The sequence below is a fragment of the Thermobaculum terrenum ATCC BAA-798 genome (genome assembly GCF_000025005.1).
GTDB classification, from domain to species: Bacteria; Chloroflexota; Chloroflexia; order Thermobaculales; family Thermobaculaceae; genus Thermobaculum; species Thermobaculum terrenum.
Genome location: NC_013526.1, coordinates 842,369 through 858,257 on the forward strand (window position 1 = coordinate 842,369; position 15,889 = coordinate 858,257).

The 15,889-nt window shown below is 59.5% G+C and carries 9 protein-coding genes; 3 read left to right on the forward strand and 6 right to left on the reverse strand.

The window, feature by feature from the left end:
• Nucleotides 1–72: 72 nt before the first annotated feature.
• From TTER_RS13360 to TTER_RS13380, 5 genes are all read right to left on the reverse strand, one after another.
• Nucleotides 73–924 (reverse strand): carbohydrate ABC transporter permease, encoded by an 852-nt coding sequence (locus TTER_RS13360; protein ID WP_012876576.1) that lies wholly within the window; start codon nucleotides 922–924, stop codon nucleotides 73–75.
• A gap of 11 nt (nucleotides 925–935) precedes the next feature.
• Nucleotides 936–1,865 carry a carbohydrate ABC transporter permease gene (locus tag TTER_RS13365; protein WP_012876577.1) on the reverse strand — a complete coding sequence of 310 codons (930 nt, stop codon included), beginning with the start codon at nucleotides 1,863–1,865 and terminating at the stop codon, nucleotides 936–938.
• Nucleotides 1,866–1,918: 53 nt separating this feature from the next.
• Nucleotides 1,919–3,406, reverse strand: coding sequence for an extracellular solute-binding protein (locus tag TTER_RS13370; protein WP_012876578.1), 1,488 nt, complete (start codon nucleotides 3,404–3,406; stop codon nucleotides 1,919–1,921).
• A gap of 659 nt (nucleotides 3,407–4,065) precedes the next feature.
• Nucleotides 4,066–4,611, reverse strand: a complete 546-nt coding sequence (locus tag TTER_RS15130; protein ID WP_012876579.1) for a histidine phosphatase family protein — start codon at nucleotides 4,609–4,611, stop codon at nucleotides 4,066–4,068.
• Nucleotides 4,612–4,623: 12 nt separating this feature from the next.
• On the reverse strand, nucleotides 4,624–5,373 hold the full coding sequence (locus TTER_RS13380) for a tyrosine-protein phosphatase (protein WP_012876580.1): 750 nt from the start codon (nucleotides 5,371–5,373) through the stop codon (nucleotides 4,624–4,626).
• 84 nt (nucleotides 5,374–5,457) lie between these two features.
• Between TTER_RS13380 and TTER_RS13385 the strand changes: the two genes are divergently transcribed.
• Nucleotides 5,458–6,429 carry a proline iminopeptidase-family hydrolase gene (locus TTER_RS13385; RefSeq protein ID WP_012876581.1) on the forward strand — a complete coding sequence of 324 codons (972 nt, stop codon included), beginning with the start codon at nucleotides 5,458–5,460 and terminating at the stop codon, nucleotides 6,427–6,429.
• Between the two features lie 30 nt (nucleotides 6,430–6,459).
• On the opposite strand, the gene chrA is transcribed toward TTER_RS13385, so the two are convergent.
• Nucleotides 6,460–7,620, reverse strand: a complete 1,161-nt coding sequence (gene chrA, locus TTER_RS13390; protein WP_012876582.1) for a chromate efflux transporter — start codon at nucleotides 7,618–7,620, stop codon at nucleotides 6,460–6,462.
• 152 nt (nucleotides 7,621–7,772) lie between these two features.
• Between chrA and TTER_RS13395 the strand changes: the two genes are divergently transcribed.
• Both TTER_RS13395 and TTER_RS13400 read left to right on the forward strand, forming a co-directional pair.
• Complete coding sequence (locus TTER_RS13395; protein WP_012876583.1) at nucleotides 7,773–10,700, forward strand: right-handed parallel beta-helix repeat-containing protein; 2,928 nt, start codon at nucleotides 7,773–7,775, stop codon at nucleotides 10,698–10,700.
• A gap of 81 nt (nucleotides 10,701–10,781) precedes the next feature.
• Nucleotides 10,782–15,878 (forward strand): DEAD/DEAH box helicase, encoded by a 5,097-nt coding sequence (locus TTER_RS13400; RefSeq protein WP_012876584.1) that lies wholly within the window; start codon nucleotides 10,782–10,784, stop codon nucleotides 15,876–15,878.
• The last annotated feature ends 11 nt before the right edge of the window (nucleotides 15,879–15,889 follow it).

Here is a 15,889-nt window from a genome sequence, read left to right on the forward strand (position 1 = left end):
CCCTTCGCTGTGTTGAGTCTGCACTCCTGCGAGCAGCTTAGGACAATTATAATGCCTGCCTACCGCAAGTCATCATCCCTTGACAGCCCCAGCTGTCAGCCCAGAGACTATGTGCCGCTCGGCGAATAGGTAGAAGATGATCGTAGGCACTAGCGACAGAGTCACGAAAGCCAGCACCATCGCCCAATCTGTGCTGTGCTGGCCCTGGAACTGCATGATCCCCAGCGGCAGGGTGTAGTTCTGCTGGCTGTTGAGCACGAGCAGAGGCAGGAAGAAGTTGTTCCAGCTAGCAACCAACGTCAGCACGAACACTGCAGCCAGGGCCGGCCGCACCAGCGGGAGGAGGATGCGCAAGAAGAAGCCTACATACCCCACACCGTCGATAAAGGCCGCCTCCTCGAGCTCCTTGGGTACAGCGGCAAAAAACCCTCGCAGGATGACTATGTTGCTGGGCAACCCGAACGCTACCTGGGGCAACACCACCGCCCACAGGGTGTCTATCAAGTGAAACTGACGAAGGGTGATGTAGAGAGGCAGGATCGCCACGGCTATAGGGAAGAGCAAGCCCAAGGTGAAGAACCCAAACAGCAGCTCCCTGCCTGGAAACTGGAGACGCGAGAAGACGAAAGCTGGCATGCTGGACAGCACCAGCACACCGATGGCCGTCAGCAGCATGACGATCGTGCTATTGCGCAGCTCCTGCCAGAAGGTGGGCTCGGAAAGCACCGAACGGTAGTTGGACCATTGGGGAGTGGACGGTAGCCCGAACGGGTTGGCGAACAACTCAGCGTTCGTCTTGAGACCCCCTAGTGCCGCGGTCACCAGCGGGACCAGCACCAGTAATGCAACGAACAAGCAGAGCCCGAACCTGATGAACTTGAGCGCCTGCCTGGAAGCAGGCGGGGAATAGCTAACACTTGCCACCACACACCTCCTTAGGAGTAATCCCTGCTCATTATCTGGCGCTGATAGAAGATCGCGAACGCCAGACAGATCACGAACAGCACCACGGCCACAGCCGAGCCGTAACCTATGGCAAATCTCTGGAAGCCAAACTTATATAGATAAGTGGCCATCGTCTCGCTGGCGTTGACGGGACCGCCTGTCGTCATCACCCATATAAGGTCGAATATCTGCAGCGAGCCCAGCACCGAGAGGAAAACGCTCAGGCGGATCGTCCTACCCAGCAGCGGGATGGTGACATAGCGCAGCTTCCGCCAGGTGCTGGCGCCATCGATCTCAGCTGCCTCCTCCAGCTCCGAGGGTATGTCCTGCAGTCCGGCCGTGTACAGGATGAAGTGCAGACCAAAGTACTTCCAGGTGATCACCACGAACAGGGCGTAGAGGACGATACCTGGATCTCCTAACCATCCTATGGGCTTGAAGCCCGGGATCACCGCCCCTAGCAGGGCGTTCATCAACCCGTTCTGAGGGTTATAGATGAAGGACCATATCACGCCGGTGACGACCTCCGAGAGGACGTAAGGCAGGAAGAATATCATTCGGAAGGCTGCCCTACCTGGCACCCCACCCCGGAGCAGCAGCGCCAGCGCCAGCGCCAAGGGCAGCTGGATACATATCGATAGCGCGACTATGATCAGGTTATGCCCCAAGGCAGATATGAATACCCTGTCCCGCAGGATAAGCTCATAGTTGCCCAGCCCCACGAAGTGTTGCAAAGGGCCCAGGCCGTTCCACCTGTACAGGCTATAGAACACCGCCTGGGCCATGGGCAAAAGAACCAGCCAGATGTATATAACGGCCGGTGGCACCAGAAAACCCAGCACTACTAACAGCTTGCTCCACCGAATACTCCTAGCACGCACACCGTAGGCCACAGCGGACTTGGTAGCTCCTGAGCTCATGTAATCTCCTCCCAAAAGGGCGCCCGGGAGTTCCCGGGCGCCTATCTTAAGATCTAACCCAGCTCCGTGGCAGCGACCTGCTCTATGGCCTTGGCCACGTCCTCCGGAGAGGCTGTGCCAGCGAACAACCGCTGCGTGTTATCGTTAACCGCCGCTCCGGTAGCTGGCGGCAGGAACTGATCGTAGTACAGCTGGTAGTAGGTAGCCTTGCTCAGGGCCTGCTGGATCTTCCTCAGAGCCGGCTGCTTGACAGACGATGCCGCCGCTTTGACCGTGGGAAGCGAGGCCAGACCGGTAGCACCCATCTGCTTCTGCAGCTCAGGCCTGGTCAGGAAACGAACGAAATCGATCGTCTCCGGAGGAGCATCCTTGCCAATAGCGAAGCCATCGGCCCCTCCCAGCGCATCGGTGGGTTTGCCAGCGCCTCCCTTGACCTCCGGGAACGGGAACCAATCCAGCTTCTTCTCGAACTCCTCCGGCTTCTTCGCCAGCCCTGAGTCGACTATCAAAGCCCACTGCCCCATCAGCTCCATTGCGGCCTTTTCGTTGGCCATCAACGCCTGATGGTCGCTGTAGCTAGCACCCAGGAAGCCCGTCTGGAACGGCTTGAGGTCGACCAGCTGCTTGAGCAACTTGCCCGCCTCAACGAACGGCTCATCGGCAAACGACCCCTGGCGGTTATATGCCTTCTCGAACGCTTCCTTACCACCCACGCGCAGTGCCAGGTACTCCCACCAGAAGGCACCAGTCCAGCTATCCTTCTCGCCCAAAGCTATCGGCGTAATGCCCGCAGCCTTCAGCTGCTTGACCACGTCCAGGAGCTCGTCCCAGGTGGTGGGCAGCTGCTTGATACCCGCCTTGTCGAACAGCTCCTTGTTGTACCAGAAGCCCACCATGCCAGCCTGCCAGGGGACGCCGTAGTACTTGCCATCGATCTTGTACAGGTCCAGCGGCCCCTGCAGGAAGGAGTCGCCCCAGCCATTTTGCTGGAGATCGGCGGTGATGTCCTTGACGAGGCCAGCGCGAGCATACTCGCCCAGCACTCCACCACCCCAGCTCTGGAAGACGTCTGGCGGGCTGCCGGACTGCATCACGGTGGCCAACTTGTTCTTGAAGGCCTGGTTCTCGAGGATCGTGATCTTGATGGAGACGTTGGGATGCTGCTTGGTAAACAGCTGCGCCTGCTTGGTCCAGTTATCCTTGCCCTCGCCAGAGGTCGTGATATGCCACCAGTCGATCTGCACTGAGCCACTACCTGTAGTGATCTCAGCAGGCGTCGGCGAGGCAGCTGGCTTGGATGGTGAAGGCGAGGGGCTGGCTGATGCCGCCGCTTGCGTAGGTGACGGGCTAGCTGATGCCGCCGCCTGGGAGGGCGATGGTGAGGGTGAGGCTCCACCCACGGCAGCCGTGGGGGTGGAGCCAGCGGACTGCCCACATGCAGCCAGCACGCTGGCCAGGGGCCCCGCTACGACCGCCGCCACGGAAGCTCTACGTAGCAGCTCCCGTCTAGTTAGCTTGGGATTTCTATTATCCTCCTGCATCTATATCTACCTCCTGTTTGCTGATCGTATCTATCTCAAAGCTACCGGGTACAAAGCCGAGCCACGACAGCCCCTAGTCACCACCTCCCTTATGTGAATAAGTTAATCACTATTAATAAGTTAGTGAGGAAAACGCTATTTGTTTGGTTATGCAACAAACAATTTACGTGGAGAATTATATCTACCCCTACGGGATTGTCAATACCCAAAATCCTTGTGTCTTACATCTACGAGCCGCATCCACGCCATCAGCAGGCTGGTATTTTGTGACATTAAGTGACAACCCAGTAGAGGAAACCCCAATCCTTACCTGGACAAGCACCACAGACAAGCTCGAACATAGCCTGCTCGCCTATCTATTATGTTTTATGCAAAGCCTTAGTTCTCCGTCCCCACCGTTTCTGGAAAGTGTCTCTGCCTACAAGGCAAAAACCAGTCATAAATCGCTATGCCTTGGAGCACGCACCCAGGACGCAAGGCATAGACCACCCAAAACCCAGCAACAACTTGGCATATAGGAGAGAAAACCCTACGGGCTTACTTGGGCCTGCCAGCAAAATCTATCTGCGTGGTGACAGGAGTAAAGGCTACTGTTGCCAGGATTTGGCACTTAGTTGTTACGTTCCCTAAATGTAGAAGCAGTTACGGTATAGTCATGGTTAACTCACCTCGAGCGGGTCGGAGAAGTGGGTGATGAGGCGGCCGTCCTCGACGACAGCTACTCTCCCGAAGCCTATCCCGCGCCACAGCTCGAAAGGGTCTGTCCCGTCCAGGGCCGCAAGATACAGCGTCAGGAGCAGCCCGTGGGAGACCACGGCCACGCGCTGCCCCGAGCACTCGATCTCCTGGATACACTCAAGCACCCTCTCTCTGGCAGCCTCCACGGGCTCCCACCGCTCCGGACCATTTCCTGAAAGGTACTCCCGCACGGCACCTTCGTAGTCCTCGATCCACTCAGAGCCACGCCGGACCTCTGCAAGCCGCGGGTCTGTGTGGAGCTTGAGTCCGTAGCGCTCGACCGCTGGCTGCACCGTCCACAGCGCCTTCTCCTCCGGGCTGGACCAGACGCAGCCTACCGACTCCCAGAACGGAGCAAGGGCGAGCCGCCCAGCCTGATCCCGCCCTCTCGCCGATAGACCCCAGGTAGCGGCATCAGGGCCAGAGGGCTCTGTATGGCCGTGGCGGATCAGGTAAAGAATAGCCATAAATGAAAGAACTCAATCCTCGATCGGCACGAGCCTGGCGCGGATGCGCTCGAGCTCCTCTTCGGAGACGCCCGCACGCCGCAGGTACTCTATCGGCCCGCCGTAGCGCTCGTCCAGATACTCCAGGACCTCGAGCATGACCTCCTTGGTGGGCATGTACTTGGCCAGCTCGCGCTCCCGCTCCTCCCGCTTGTCGGGCTCGCTCTCCAGCCACGCCTCCCACTCCGGCCTGAGGCACTCCTGCGTGAGTGCGTAGTCGGCGGCTATCGTCTCTCGGTCCACGCCCGCCACCTCCAGCAGGAGCGCGGAGATCAGGCCTGTGCGGTCCTTACCGCCCATGCAGTGGAACAGCACGGCCCCTTCGGGCGCAGAGGCGATCACCCTCATCACCTCGGCGACCGAGGCGCTGAAGGTGTCCAGCATCCACTTGTAGTCGTTGGCTAACGTGGTGAAGTCCTCCTTGGGCACCGCGGGATCCAGGAAGGATATGTTGTGGTACCTCACCCCGTGCTCGCCTTCCTTGGCGAACGGGTTGGGGTGTAGCCTGACCTCCTCGGGCATGCGCAGATCTATCACCGTGCGCACCCCGTGTGCTAGCAGGTCCCTCCTGCCCGCCTCCGTCAGGCGAGCGAGGTTGTCCGCCCTGATCACGGCTCCCCAACGGGTCTCCCCGCCATAGCGGCTGGCGTAACCTCCCAGATCCCTGACGTTGAGGCAACCCTCCCATCCAAGCACTCGGACTCTCTCCTCACCTATCGCCATACGCAACCCCCTTCACAGCTTACAACTCCCACGATTCCATGATATCATGACCTACAATCTTCATCGGTAAGGAGACCTAGGCAGATGGCAGATATCCAGCCCATAACCCCATACCTGGACTACAGAGGCAGGGACGACGTCCTCTCCGGGGGCGTCAGGTTGATTCCCATAGACACCCCCAAGGGCAGCTTCAAGGTCTGGACCAAGCGGGTCGGCAACTCCCCCTCGATGCGCCTGCTCCTGCTCCACGGGGGGCCAGGAGCTACGCACGAGTACTTCGAGGCTTTCGACTCCTACCTGCCCGCCGCCGGCATCGAGTACTACTACTACGATCAACTGGGATCTTTCTACAGCGACCAGCCGGACGACCCCGATCTGTGGGAGATCCCTCGCTTCGTGGAGGAGGTGGAGCAGGTGAGGAGGGCCCTCGGGCTGGACAGGGACAACTTCTACCTTTTGGGGCACTCCTGGGGAGGCATCCTCGCTATGGAGTACGCCCTCCGCTACCAGCAACACATCAAAGGGCTCATCATCTCCAACATGATGGCCTCCATCCCTGCGTACAACGATTACGCCCACAACGTGCTCATGCCGGCGATGGATCAGGAGGCGCTGGCAGAGATCCAACGTTACGAGTCGGAGGGAGACTACGAGAACCCGCGGTACATGGAGCTGTTGATGCAGCATCACTACGTGTACCACATCCTCCGCATGCCCCTGGAGGATTGGCCCGACCCTGTCAACCGGGCGTTCGCGCACATCAACCCCAAGATATACGTGCCTATGCAGGGCCCGAGCGAGCTGGGGGCTAGCGGCAAGCTCGAGAGGTGGGACCGCACGGCGGATCTGGGGAGGATAGAGGTGCCCACGCTCGTCATAGGCGCCGAGCACGACACGATGGATCCCAAGCACATGAGGTGGATGGCCGACCAAATCCCCCGCGCACGGTACCTGCACTGCCCTAACGGCAGCCACATGGCGATGTACGACGATCAGGAGACCTACTGCTACGGGCTGATAGCGTTCATCCTGGACGTCGATGCCGGCAGGATATAGCGCATAGGTGCAGCGGCTACGGGGGACAAGCTAGGACACACCCAGCAAGTGGGTGGCCAGCCCCACCAAGCCACCACCCAACACCAGCCACGCGGAGTTCACCCGCCAGCGGATCAGCAGCAGCGCGGCCACCAGCGCCAGCAAGGCAGTCAAGGGGTCGATCACGGCGGACCTCCCAAGCTCCCAGGCAACGGCCGCCATCAAGCCCACGGCAGCTACGTTCACCCCATCGAGCAGCCCCTGCATCCAAGGAGAGCTGCGCAGCTTGGGAATGACCGGGTTGGTCAGGGCCACGAACACGAACCCCGGTAGGAATATGCCCACGGTGGCCAACAACGCCCCAGGCACTCCTCCCAGCACGTAGCCGATGAAGGTGGCGGTGGTGAACACCGGGCCTGGAGTTACCTGTCCCACGGCCACGGCATCCAGCAGCTGAGCGTTGGTGAGCCAACCCAGGCGCTCCACGAAGTCGTTACGCAGGAAAGCCAGCAGCACGTAGCCGCTGCCGTAGAGCACAGCACCTATCTTGAGGAAGGTGAGGAACAATCCCGCCAAGCTGAAGGCCGTTGCCTGGGAGGCAACCGTTGGCAGCCAGACGAGAGGTATCACCCCGAGCGTCGCCCCGCGCATGCTCCACAGCCGCCGGGAGTTCTCGATCACCATCACGAGCAAGCCCGCGCCAAACATGAGGGCTATCTCGTTGCCCCCCAGCATGTACAGCGCTACCACCGCGGCGCCCAACACTGCCAGCAGAGGGCTCCTGATTGCTGTACGTGCGAGCCCCCACAGCGCCTGCAGCACCACAGCGATGATCACCGGCTTGATGCCGTACAGCAACCATGTTGCTTGCGGGGTGCTGCCCCAGCGCACGTAGGCCCAGGCTATCGCCAGCACCATCAGCATCGCCGGGAGTATGAAGGCCGCTCCCCCTACTATCAGCCCCGGCCAGCCGGCTCGCCTGTACCCCAGGTGGATCGCCATCTCCGTGGAGTTGGGGCCAGGTATGAGGTTGGTGGCCCCCAGCAGGTCCAAGAACTCTTGATCGGTCAGCCACCTTCGCCGCACCACCACCTCGTCCCGCATCATCGCTATGTGGGCCGCAGGCCCCCCGAACGCGATGCACCCCAGCTTGAAGAACAGGCGGGCGACCTCCCGCAGGTGCCCCCGCCGGCCGCTCATCACCTCGGTCATACCCACCGCACGCCTCCAAACATCTCAACAAGAGGATTACATTGATTATCCCATAAGGAGTACTCAATCCACAAATCTCAGTGTCTTTGCAGGGCCATGGCAACCCGTAAATTACATCCCGTGAACTTCACTCTTGAGCACAATGCTATGTCATGCTGTGCATACTAAACCCTAATAAGGTACATGCTGATGGTGGGAATCAAGTCTCTGTCTATTTAGCCCGAAAACCATCGCAACAGCTTGACATCTTGGACGCTACTGTAGATAATAGTATCGTCTATGCCAATAGACAGACATTTATTATTGCCCTGATAGGAGAACAGATACTCTTGTACCGCTATTGTCATGGTCGTTTGCCCTATGTGTTAGCTGGGGGATTACTTTTAGCTGCGATCGTGCTCTTAGCGCTCCTCAGCAACCACCAGGTAACGCATGCTGCGGACTGCAGCCAGCCCCTACAAGAGCTGATAGATCGTGCCGCGCCAGGAGCTGTAGTACACGTACCCCCGTGCATCTACCGGGAGACTGTGGTGATCGATAAACCTTTAACTCTAGAGGCAGAGCCTGGGGCCGAGATCAGGGGTAGCGATGTCTGGACTGGATGGCAGAGGGTAGGCTCACTATGGGTACACGGTGGGGCCCCAGATTTTCCACAGGAAGGCTGGTGCAGTCCCGGCTACCAAAGATGCGCCTGGCCACACCAGGTATTCTATGACGGCAAGCCTCTCCTTCAAGTAGCACCAACGCAGACTCCTCAGAAGGGGCAGTTCAAGGTCAGCGGTGGCAAGATATTCATAGCGGATGATCCAGTAGGACACACGATAGAGGTAACCACACGCACACAGTGGGTCGTGGGTAAGGCCGATCATGTCACCATCCGTGGGTTCGTAATGCGCCACTCTGCCTCAAACGATGGTCTGGGGGCAATAGCCAACAACTCACACTCTTGGTGGACCCTAGAGAACAATAAGCTGCTGTATGCCCACAATGCAGCCGTCATGCTATATAGGGGCTCGGGCCACAGGGTGGTGAACAACGAGATCGCCTTCTGTGGCAAGATGGGACTGGGAGCCAGACAGATCTCTAACTCGACAATAGAGGGTAACCGCATCCACGACAATAACACCGAGATGTTCCATCCTCAACAGGTCGCTGCTGGGATGAAGACGGTGATCCTGTTGAACTCAGTCATCCGTAACAACAACGTGTACTCCAACAACTCCCCTGGTATATGGTGTGATCTGGACTGCCAGAACGTGACTATAGTCGGCAATCGCGTGCACGATAATAAGTGGCAAGGTATATGGTATGAGCTGAGTTCCTCGGCCAAGATCTACGACAACGTGGTGTGGAGCAATGGCTGGAGCCACATAGGGTGGGGATGGGGAGCAGGCATATTGGTACATAACAGCAAGCGGGTGGAGGTATACCACAATACCGTGGCGTGGAACAGGGCTGGTATATGGGTAAAGCGGCAGGATCGTCGAGGCTCCGCATGGCACGATCCCAACTGGAACCATATGTTCGACATATACATCCACGACAACTGGATCATATCAGACTCCAACAAGAACAATCCCACAGCCTCGGGATGGAGCGATTCCTTCGATGGCGACCTATTCAACCCAGCCAACAACAACCGTGGCTACCACAACCTCTACTGGTACCCCACCCGGGAAGGTCTAGGACCCAGGTTCGCATGGAAGGCACCTCTGGCCACGCTGGCAAGCTACAATCGTACCCCCGGCGAGGAAAGTGCCAGATACATGTCCGATAGCGAGAAAGCACAAGTGCTCGACAGCGCTCACATTCCTGCCCCTCCAGACAGAACTGCTCCCATAGGGCGAGTAGTTATAGCCGACGGACGAGGTTACACCAAATTTACAACCGTATCCATCGCCCTGGCCGCCACTGACCCAGCAGGAGTGGCGCTTGTCAGGGTCTCTAATATCCCAGACTCCAAGAACGGCTTGCTTGCCTATGCCAAAACCTCTGGGTACTCTCCCAACATGCAATGGTCATTGACCAATACAGCTTATGGAGGGTCCAATATCAATGGTAAGCGTACAGTGTACGTGCAATGGATGGACAAACTAGGCAATTGGTCCAACATTTACAGTGATCAGATATTCCTGGACACAAAGGCGCCCATCGGCGCTATCCATATCAACTCGGGAGATAAGTACACCAAGAGCAGGTATGTCCTCTTATCAGCTACTGCCCGAGATCCCTCCCCAGGATCTGGAGCATACAGAGTACGCTTCTCCAACAACGCACGCACATGGTCCAAGTGGAGGCAGTTCTCAGGATCAATGAGCATTAAGTGGACACTTATCAAGGGGCAGGGGACTAGGACTGTCTACGTCCAGTATCGGGATCGTGCGGGTAATGTCCTTACAACCAAGGACAGTATACTCCTAGACAGCATGCCTCCCTATACCTATCGTCCGTGGGTGGGATTTGTGCGCAACACGCCAGCTGCCAGTGGCGTGCCGTTCAAGGTTGGATGGAGAGAGGCTACCGACCCTGCACCCGCAAGCGGGGTCGATAGATACATCGTGCAGGTGAGCGTCAACGACGGTAAGTGGCAGAGCGTGGACACAACCAGTGGCCGGAGCCTACCATTTACCGGGTCCAGCGGAAAGCACTACAGGTTTAGAGTACGGGCTATAGATCACGCAGGCAACGCAGGAGCTTATGCCTACGGCACTACGTTTATGGCACGAAGGATAGAGGATGGCAGTGCCAACATCAGATATATCCGAACCTGGAGCAAGGGCAGCACCTCGAGATATGCGAGCACTAGAGGTGCTGCTATGGTGATGCGCTTTTGGGGTACGGATGTTGCCTGGATAGCAACTAAGGGGCCAAACAGGGGGAAGGCGGCTGTGTACCTGGACGGAGTAAGAGTAGCAGTTGTGAACCTCTACTCAAGCCAGCTGCGTGGCCCTTCTATAGTCTACGCATGGAGCTGGGACGAACTAGGCAGCCATTCGATCGAGATCAGGGTACTTGGAACACATGATATACGCTCTAAGGGGAACAGGGTGGATATCGATGCCCTGCTGACATTGAAGTAGTTCCTTCCCCAACGTACTTCTTTGATCCCAATAGAGGTCTTATAATGAGTAATCATCTGCTCTAAGCTTGGGGGAAGGTGCATGGACATCTTTGCGCTAAGGGACCAGATAGTCGATGACTACCAGCGCTACTACAGAAGCCTGATCAAGATCCACGACGCGGGGATCGAGCAGTTCGTCCAGCAGGAGCTCGACAAGGGACTGGTGTGGCCCGATGCGGTCCTGCAGCTCAATCCCTCGTACGAGCCTGCCCACACCCTGGAGGAGCTGGCCCAGCAGGGGGTCATCACCTGGGAGACGGCACGATTCTTTGGTCCCCAACTCAGGCTGTATCACCATCAGGAGGCAGCGGTCCACAAAGCAGCCAGGGGGGAGTCCTACGTGGTGAGCACCGGCACGGGCTCCGGGAAGTCCATGACCTACCTCGTGCCCATAGTGGACCACATCTTCAGGCACGATCCCCAGGAGCGCTCGGTGAGAGCCGTGATCGTCTATCCCATAAACGCCCTGGTGAACAGCCAGCTGGAGGCTCTCAGGCGCTTCCAGGAGCGTTGGCAAGGATGCCCCGTGACCTTCGCCAGGTATACGGGGCAGGAGAGCGATGAGGACCGCAACAACATCATCAACGACCCGCCCCACATCCTGCTGACCAACTACGTGATGCTGGAGTACATGCTGCTGCGGCCGCAGGAGAGGCCCATGCTCAAGCAAGCCACATCTCGATTGCGGTTTATAGTGGTGGATGAGCTCCACTACTACCGCGGTAGACAGGGGGCGGACGTGGCTATGCTGCTGCGACGGCTGAGGTCCAAGAGCGCGAGGGACATCACGTTCATAGGCACCTCCGCCACGCTGACCACCAGCGGCAGCCGCGCCGAGCGCAGGGAACAGATAGCCAGGACAGGGGCCCGCATCTTCGGCGTCGAACTAGGGCAGGACGCGGTGATAGAAGAGAGGCTGCAGCGCATAGCCCTCTCTTCGGTACCTCGCACCCAGCAGGAGCTGGCAGATGCGGTGCTGTCCCCCACCCCCTCGGCGGAAGAGAGCGCCGTGCGCGCCCATCCCCTCACCGCCTGGGTGGAGCACGCCTTCGGCATCAGGGAGGAAGAGGACGGCTGGCTCGTACGGCGCGAGCCCAGGAGCTATCAGGATGGCCTACAGGAGCTGAGCAGGAGCTCGGGGCTGCCCGAAGATCAGTGCAACAGGCAGCTCAAGGCGCTGCTGGACGCCGGCAGCAGCGCGCAGACCCCGTCGGGCGACCCCGTGCTCGCGTTTCGCCTACACCAGTTCATATCATCCGGCAAGACGCTCTACGGCCCTATAATGCCTCCCAGCACCAGGCTGCAGCACCTCACTTTCGATGGCCAGCAAAGATCCCCGAGGGACCCGCAGGTGGCCCTGTTCCCCATGGTCTTCTGCCGGGAGTGCGGCCAGGAGTACTACATGGTCACCAAGCTGTCCTCGAGCGCCGATGGTGAGCTCGAGCTCAGGCAGCGCTCGCCGAGGCTGCTGCCGATCACCAGCGAGGAGGAAGAGGACAGCGAGGAAGGTTATGTCGCCATAGCGGATGCAGAGCTGTGGAACGGGCGTGAGGAGGATCTGCCCGATGAGTGGCTCGAGGAAGAGACCCGCGGGGTACGGCTCAAACCCAGCTACAAAAAATACCGGCCTCGGGAGATATGGGTGCACCCCAGCGGCATGGCCCACGAGTGGGAAAGGATCGATGATGCTATAGCCTGCTGGTACGTGCCCAGACCATTCGTCCTGTGCCTGCGCTGCATGACCACGTTCGACCCCAGGGAGGGCGACTTCGCGAAGCTGTCCACCCTGAGCCAGGTGGGGAGGTCCACAGCCACCACCATCCTCACGAGCGACGCCGTGCTCGACATGGCCGACCTGGGAGAGGCTCCAGAGGCTCGCAAGATCCTCAGCTTCACAGACGTCCGTCAGGATGCTTCGCTGCAGGCAGGTCACCTCAACGACTTCGCCCAGCTGGTCACAGTGCGCGGGGCCTTGCTGAGGGCGCTGGAGCAGCATGGGCGTCTGGAGGCTTGGGAGCTTGGTAAGCAGATCTTCGAGGCCCTGGACCTCCAGCCGGAGGAGTTCATGAGGAGCGAGACCCAAACGACGGTTCCCTACTACAGGGCTCGCGAGGCGATGACCGACCTGCTGCAGTACCTGGCGCTCACCGACCTGCGATCAGGTTGGCGCTTGTCCCTGCCCAACCTGGAGCAGTGCGGGCTAGCTAAGGTCACCTACAGAGACCTCGAGGCCCTCAGCTTGGATGAACCAACTTGGAAGGGTCTACCCTTCTTCGAGGAAGCGACACCCGAGCGCCGGCAGGAGGTGCTGCGCCACGTCCTGGATTACCTGCGCCAGAGGTTGGTCATCCGCTCCGAACACCTCCAACGTGAATGGCTGCGCAGCAATCTCTGCCGCCGCACCGCGGAGTACCTCAAGGACAACTGGGCGCTGACCCCCGAGGATATTTACCTTACATCCAGGACTGCCCTGCTGCCAGGGGCCCAGGTACCCAGGTTCGAGGAAGACGGCAGGACAACCATAGGCCTGGGCGCGCGCTCTAAGGTGGGCAGGTACCTCCGCAGCACGCTGGGCAATCACCTGGGGATCGGGGAGCTCGATGAGATAATCAAACAGCTGTGCCTCCGGCTGGACGGCAGCCTGTTTTACGTCCTCAAGTCAGGGGGTGAGCCCTGGGGCATCATGCTCAACCTAGACCAGCTCGTGTGGGAGCCCGGCGATGGCACCCCACCGGCACCCAATCCCATCAACCAGAAATCCGTGCACAAGGTGCGCACGGAGCACCTCAAGGAGCGCTCCTCCGACTACTTCACCTACATGTACAGGCAGCGCGCCAGGCACATGAAGAACATCCGTGCCGGCGAACATACCGGCCAGGTGGATCTGGAGCGGAGGCGCCAGAGGGAGGACCAGTTCCGGAAGGGAGAGCTGCCCATCCTGTACTGCTCGCCCACCATGGAGCTGGGTATAGATATAGCGGACCTGTCGGCGGTGCACATGCGCAACGTGCCCCCCACCCCCGCCAACTACGCCCAGCGCAGCGGACGCGCCGGTCGGGGCGGCAAGCCAGCCCTCATCCTCACGTTCAGCAGCGAGGGCAATCCGCACGATGCCTTCTTCTTCCGTAGGAAGGACAGGATGATCCACGGCGCGGTGCTGCCCCCGAGGATCGACCTCTCGAACCAGAAGCTTATCGAGGCGCACATCCATTCCATATGGCTGAGCACGATACAGGTGGGCTTGGGCAGGAGCATAGGCGACGTGCTCAGTATAGAGCAGGAGGGTTATCCCATCCAAGCGCAGCTGTGGGCGGACATAGAGCGTCTCACGAGGAACCTCCTGGAGGAGATAGTGCGCACAGCCAAGGACGTGGTGGAGCGCACTCCGGATGCACCTCCGGAGTGGTTCGGAGAGGACTGGATACGGAACATCGTGATCAACTCCCCCCAGGCGTTCGACAGGGCTTTCGACCGCTGGAGGGAGCTGTACGGCGCGGCCCAGAGACAGCTGCAGGAGGCTCTCACCAAACAAAGCGTCCCAAGGCTCAGCAAGGAGGAGAGGGATAAGCTGACCAGGCAGCAGACCGAGGCCGCTCGCGAGATCGACCTACTGCTCGGGGAGACCGAAGAGGAAGGCATGTCCGAGTTCTACCCCTACAGATACCTGGCCTCCGAGGGCTTCATCCCATCCTACAGCTTCCCCAACCTGCCGCTGCGGGCCATCGTACGCACCGAGGACAAGGTCCAGGTCATAGAGAGGCGCAAGAGCCTGGGGATCACCGAGTTTGGACCGCTCACCTTCATCTACCATGAGGGGAAGAAGCACAGGGTGAGATACTGCTTTGTACCTGCAGGAGGCATAGAGAGGTACATCAGCAGGGCCCTGGTCTGCAAGGCCTGTGGCTACCTGTACGACACGGAGGTGGAAACCAGGCAGGTGTGCCAGCAATGCGACAACCTCCTGGACGGCACCAGCTCGCAGCTCATCGATCGCTTCATGGAGCAGCCCGCCGTGCGCACGGTGCCCGAGGGCCGCATAAGCTCCTCAGAGGAGTACAGGGTCAGGCGAAACTTCCACATGGAGACCTACTACCAGGTCGCCGAGGGCAAACGACCGCAGAGGTTCATCGTGAAGGACAGGGACGGCAATACCCTCCTGGAGCTACAGCACATCCCGCAGGGCGAGATCTACAGAGTCAATATGGGATCCACCCCGCGGAGAAGGGAGCAGGGCTTCAGGATAGATAGCCTCTCCGGTGAGTGGCAGCCACCCGACGACAACGGTCACCAGAGCAAGCAGAGGGGCAACTTGATCACCGGCGTGCACCCGTATGTGCGCAGCACCAGCGACATCCTCCTGGTGGCTCCCTCGGCACAGGAGGACGCGAACGAGGTCTGGATGTACACGCTGGGCACGGTCCTTCACCGAGCCATACAGATCCACTACGAGCTGGAGGAGGACGAGCTAGGGCTGAGCTTCATTGGGCAGCAGGAGCACTCCAAGATCCTGCTGTACGACCCCTCCGACGTTGGAGCATGTGTGTGGGAGCGCCTGCTGAGCTCGCAGGAGGATCTGCAAGCGGTTGCCAGGCTGGCGCTGGAGATATGCCACTACGACCCAGATACGGGAGATGAGAAGCCGGAGTGGGTCGAGCGCTGTGCCCTGGCGTGCTACGACTGCCTGCTGAGCTACGGCAACCAGCAGTATCACCACCTGCTGGACCGTAGGGAGGTGCGCCAGACCCTCCTGGCGCTCGCGGGCAGCACGGTCGAGCCCGTGGGCGCCGTGTCCCGGGAAGAGCAGTACAGGCAGCTGCTGCAGGTAGCGGACTCCGAGCTGGAGGAGGAGTTCCTTACCTACCTGTACGAACATGGCTTCAGGCTGCCCAACCACGCGCAGTACAGGCCTCCCGGCGACGTCTACGTCCAGGCGGACTTCTACTACGACCGCGAGGGGATACCTGGGATATGCGTGTTCGTTGATGGGCCACATCATGACGAGCCCCAGCAGGCCCACAAGGACGCCCAAGTAAGGGCCCAGCTGCGGGACCTGGGCTACGCAGTGGTGACCATCAGGTACGATCGTCCCCTCGAGCAGCAGCTCAGTTGCTACGCAGAGCTGCTCGGCAGACAATAAACACCTTGGGA